Genomic DNA, 4170 nt, shown 5'->3' with positions numbered 1-4170 from the left:
CAAGGCGCAGCTGAGCGCCGGGCGTCCGCCGCTCTATGACCGGGCCGCTCTTACCCTCAAGGATGAAAAGTGCGCGGCCTATGAGGCCGAGGGCCGGCGCCCGCACTGGCGCTTCAAGCTCGAGCATGCGTCGATCGACTGGGAAGACCTGGTGCGCGGCCCCCAGCACTTCGAGGGCGACAAGCTTTCCGACCCCGTCCTGATCCGCGAGGATGGCCGCCCGCTCTATACGCTCTCCTCGGTCGTGGACGATGCGGAGTTGGGCGTGACCCACGTGCTGCGCGGCGAAGACCATGTCGCCAACACCGCCGTGCAGGTCCAGCTTTTTCAGGCGCTGGGCGCCGAGGTTCCCACCTTCGGGCATCTTCCGCTTCTGACCGACGCAGAGGGCAAGGGGCTTTCCAAGCGCCTGGGCAGCCTCAGCCTGGAGGCGCTGCGCGCCGAGGGGCTGGAGCCCATGACCCTCAACGCCTATCTGGCCGCGCTCGGCACTTCCGAGCATGCCGAACCGGCGCTGGATCTGGCCGAGTTAGTCGCCCGCTTCGACCTTTCCCGCTATGGCCGCGCCGCGCCGAAGTTCGATCCGGCGGACCTGGATCACCTGAACGCGCGTCTGCTCCACATCCTGCCCTTCGAGGCGGTGTCCGCGCGCTTGCCGGCCCTGGATAAGGAAACCTGGGAGGCGATCCGTCCGAACCTCGTGAAGCTGGACGAGGCGGAGGGTTGGCTTGCCATCTGCCGCAAGACCCTGACCCCCGTGATCGAGGAGCCTGACTACACGGCCGAGGCCGCCAAGCTCTTGCCGCCAGAGCCCTGGGACGAGGGGACCTGGGGCGCCTGGACCGGCGAGCTCAAGGCCGCCACGGGCCGCAAGGGCAAGCAGCTCTTCCTGCCGCTGCGCCTCGCGCTCACCGGCCTGCCGCATGGACCTGAGCTGAAAGCTTTGCTACCCCTCATCGGCCGCGAACGGGCGGAGAAGAGACTGAGAGGCGAAACCGCGTGACCATCAAGCTGCACAACACCCTGACCCGGCGCGAAGAGGACTTCCGCCCCATCGACCCGGACAACGTGCGGCTCTACGTCTGCGGGCCGACGGTCTACGATCTGGCGCACATCGGCAACGCCCGCCCCGCCGTGGTGTTCGACGTGCTCTACCGGCTGCTGACCGAGGTCTACGGCAAGGAGCATGTCACCTACGCGCGCAACATCACCGACGTGGACGACAAGATCATCAAGGCCTCGCTGGAAAGCGGCGAGCCCATCGAGTCCATCACCAAGCGCACGACGCAGGCCTATCACGAGGACATGGGCGCGCTCGGCTGCCTGCCGCCGACCGTGGAGCCGCGCTGCACCGGCCACATCCCCGAGATGGTGGCCATGATCCAGGTGCTGATCGACAAGGGGACCATGAAGGACTATGGCGGGCTGTCCCGGCGCAGCCTGGACGAGATGGTCGCGGGCGCGCGGGTCGAGGTCGCCGACTACAAGAGGAACCCGCAGGACTTCGTGCTCTGGAAACCCGCCAAGGACGACGAGCCGGGCTGGGACAGCCCCTGGGGCAAAGGGCGGCCCGGCTGGCACATCGAGTGCTCCGCCATGGCCGAGAAGCATCTGGGCAAGCTCTTCGACATCCATGGCGGCGGGCTCGACCTGATCTTCCCGCACCATGAGAACGAGATCGCCCAGACGCGCTGCGTCCATGACTCGGAGCGCATGGCCAACTACTGGGTCCACAACGGCTACGTGGTGGTGAACGGCGAGAAGATGTCCAAGTCGCTCGGCAACTTCTTCACCGTGCGCCAGCTTCTGGAGGAGGGCTGGGACGGCGAGGTGATCCGCCTCTCCCTGCTGTCCGGCCACTACCGCCAGCCGCTCGACATCACCCGCGAGAAGCTCGCCAGCTCCAAGGCCCAGCTCGACCGCTGGTACGGCGCGCTGCGCCAGGCCGAGGCGCTGGAGCGGGCGTCGGCAAGGACGACCGAAGGCGTGCTCGAAGCCTTGCAGGACGACCTCAACACGCCCGAGGCCATCGCCCGCCTGCACGCCGCCGCCGACCGTCTGTTCCAGGGCGGGGAGGGTGCTGAGCAGGCCAAGGCCCTGCTGCTCGACGGCGGCTGGCTGCTGGGCTTCTGCCAGCGCGATCCGGAAGCCTGGTTCCAGGGCGGGGGCGACGACGCCGAGGCCGCGGAGATCCAGTCCCTGATCGACGAGCGCATCGCCGCGCGCAAAGCCAAGGACTTCGCCCGCGCCGACGCTATCCGCGACGAACTGACCGCGCGCGGCATCCAGCTGGAAGACGGCCCCCAGGGCACCACCTGGAAACGCGCCTGAGAGCTTGTGGAGGCAAAGCGCCGCCCATCCTTCGAGACGCGGACGTTCGTCCGCTCCTCAGGATGAGGCTTCGAGACGCGGACCTTCGTCCGCTCCTCAGGATGAGGCTTCGAGACGCGGACGTTCCGTCCGCTCCTCAGGATGAGGATGGCGCCTCATTCAAGCTCTTCCCTCATCCTGAGGAGGCCGCGAAGGCGGCCGTCTCGAAGGGTGGGCGGTGCTCAGCCTCACCCTGCTTTCGCCCCATCCAGCCACCAGCGCACGAGGTGAGCGGCTCCGGCCCCATAGGGCGAGAGCTTGAACGCCCCTCCCTCCTCATCCTGAGGAGCAGACGAACGTCCGCGTCTCGAAGGATGGGCGGCGCTCAGCCTCCTGCCTCCTTCGCCATGTCCAGCCACCAGCGGACCACGTGATCGTTTCCGGCGCGGCTTTCGGGGCGCGGCTCGGTTCCCACTTGGACGAAACCCAGGCTCTCCAGCAGCGCGGCGGAGCGCCGGTTCTGTGGCGCGACATTGGCGTGCAGGCCCGGCGCTTTCAGGTCTTCTCGCGCGTAGGCGATCATGCGGACCACGGCCTCCCGCCCCAAGCCCTGGCCGCGATGTGGGGCCGCCAGCCAGTAGCCGAGCGAGCGGCCCACCGCATCCTGGCGCGGAACGACCCAGGCTTCGCCGATCAGCGCGCCGCTTTCCTTCTCCTCCAGCAGGAAGAGCCCGGGACTGAGGCCCGCGTGGTCCTCGGCGACGCGCAGCAGGAAGCGCCGTGCCGCCGCCTCGTCGTAGGGATGGTGGATGAAGTCGAACCACCTCAGCACCTCCCAATCGAGCAGGCTGGGCAGGGTCTGCGCATCGCCGGGGCGTCCGGGGCGGAAGAGAAGACGCGGACTGGTAAGCTCCAAGGTTCGGGATTTCTCCCCTAAGGCATTGACCCGGCGGCGGTTCCTGGGCTCTAAAGAGCGCCACGGAGTAGAGGGACAGTCTAAGCCATGACCGACGCGAACCGCGTCCATATTTTCGACACCACGCTGCGCGACGGCGCCCAGACGCAGGGCGTCGATTTCGGCGTTCAGGACAAGATCGCCATCGCCCGCGCGCTGGATGACCTGGGCGTGGACTACGTCGAAGGCGGCTGGCCGGGCGCGAACCCGACCGACGACGCCTTCTTCGGCGACCCGCCGCCCCTGAAGAACGCCAAGCTCGTCGCCTTCGGCATGACCCGGCGGCCGGGGCGCAGCGCGGAGAACGATCCGGGGCTCGCCAGCATGGTGAACTCCAAGGCCGAGGCGCTCTGCATGGTCGGCAAGGCCTGGGACTTCCATGTCGACGTGGCGCTGGGCATCACGGCCGAAGAGAATCTGGCGATGATCGCGGACTCGGTGGCTTTCACCAAGAGCCGCAAGGCCGAGATCATGTTCGACGCCGAGCACTTCTTCGATGGCTTCAAGGCCGATAAGGACTTCGCGCTCGCCTGCCTGAAGGCCGCCGCCGATGCCGGCGCGCGCTGGATGGTGCTCTGCGACACCAACGGCGGCACGCTGCCCCACGAGATCAAGGAGATCGTGGCCGAGGCCGCAAAGACCGTCCCCGGCGAGAAGCTCGGCATCCATTGCCACAACGACACGGAGAACGCGGTCGCCAACTCGCTGGCGGCGGTCGAGGCGGGCGTGCGTCAGGTGCAGGGCACGCTGAACGGCCTGGGCGAGCGCTGCGGCAACGCCAACATCGTCTCGCTCATTCCCTCCCTCAACCTGAAGACGGGGTACGAGACGGGCGTCTCCGCCGAGCAGTTGACCCAGCTTACCCACGCCTCCCGCCTGCTGGACGAGCGCCTGAACCGCGCGCC

At 67.9% G+C, this 4170-nt stretch carries 4 protein-coding genes; 3 read left to right on the top strand and 1 reads right to left on the bottom strand.

The features are described 5' to 3' along the window. Together P8X75_15115 and cysS are read left to right on the top strand one after the other, a co-directional pair. A partial coding sequence (locus tag P8X75_15115) for a glutamate--tRNA ligase family protein (protein MEJ1996511.1) occupies positions 1-1003 on the top strand: 1003 nt, incomplete at its 5' end. After that, on the top strand, positions 1000-2331 hold the full coding sequence (gene cysS, locus P8X75_15110; GenBank protein MEJ1996510.1) for a cysteine--tRNA ligase: 1332 nt from the start codon (positions 1000-1002) through the stop codon (positions 2329-2331). The genes P8X75_15115 and cysS, both read left to right, overlap by 4 nt. A gap of 364 nt (positions 2332-2695) precedes the next feature. Here cysS and P8X75_15105 read toward each other — a convergent pair whose 3' ends face one another. Beyond that, a complete protein-coding gene (locus P8X75_15105) occupies positions 2696-3226 on the bottom strand; it encodes a GNAT family N-acetyltransferase (GenBank protein MEJ1996509.1) in 531 nt (176 codons plus the stop codon). An 87-nt stretch (positions 3227-3313) separates the two neighbouring features. Here P8X75_15105 and P8X75_15100 point away from each other — a divergent pair. Next, positions 3314-4170, top strand: an 857-nt coding sequence (locus P8X75_15100) for a citramalate synthase (GenBank protein ID MEJ1996508.1), incomplete at its 3' end; no start/stop codon positions are given.

This window comes from Limibacillus sp., assembly GCA_037379885.1.
Lineage (GTDB): Bacteria > Pseudomonadota > Alphaproteobacteria > Kiloniellales > CECT-8803 > JARRJC01.
The sequence above is the reverse complement of the archived record's forward strand: the minus strand, read 5'-3'. Positions and strand labels throughout refer to the sequence as shown.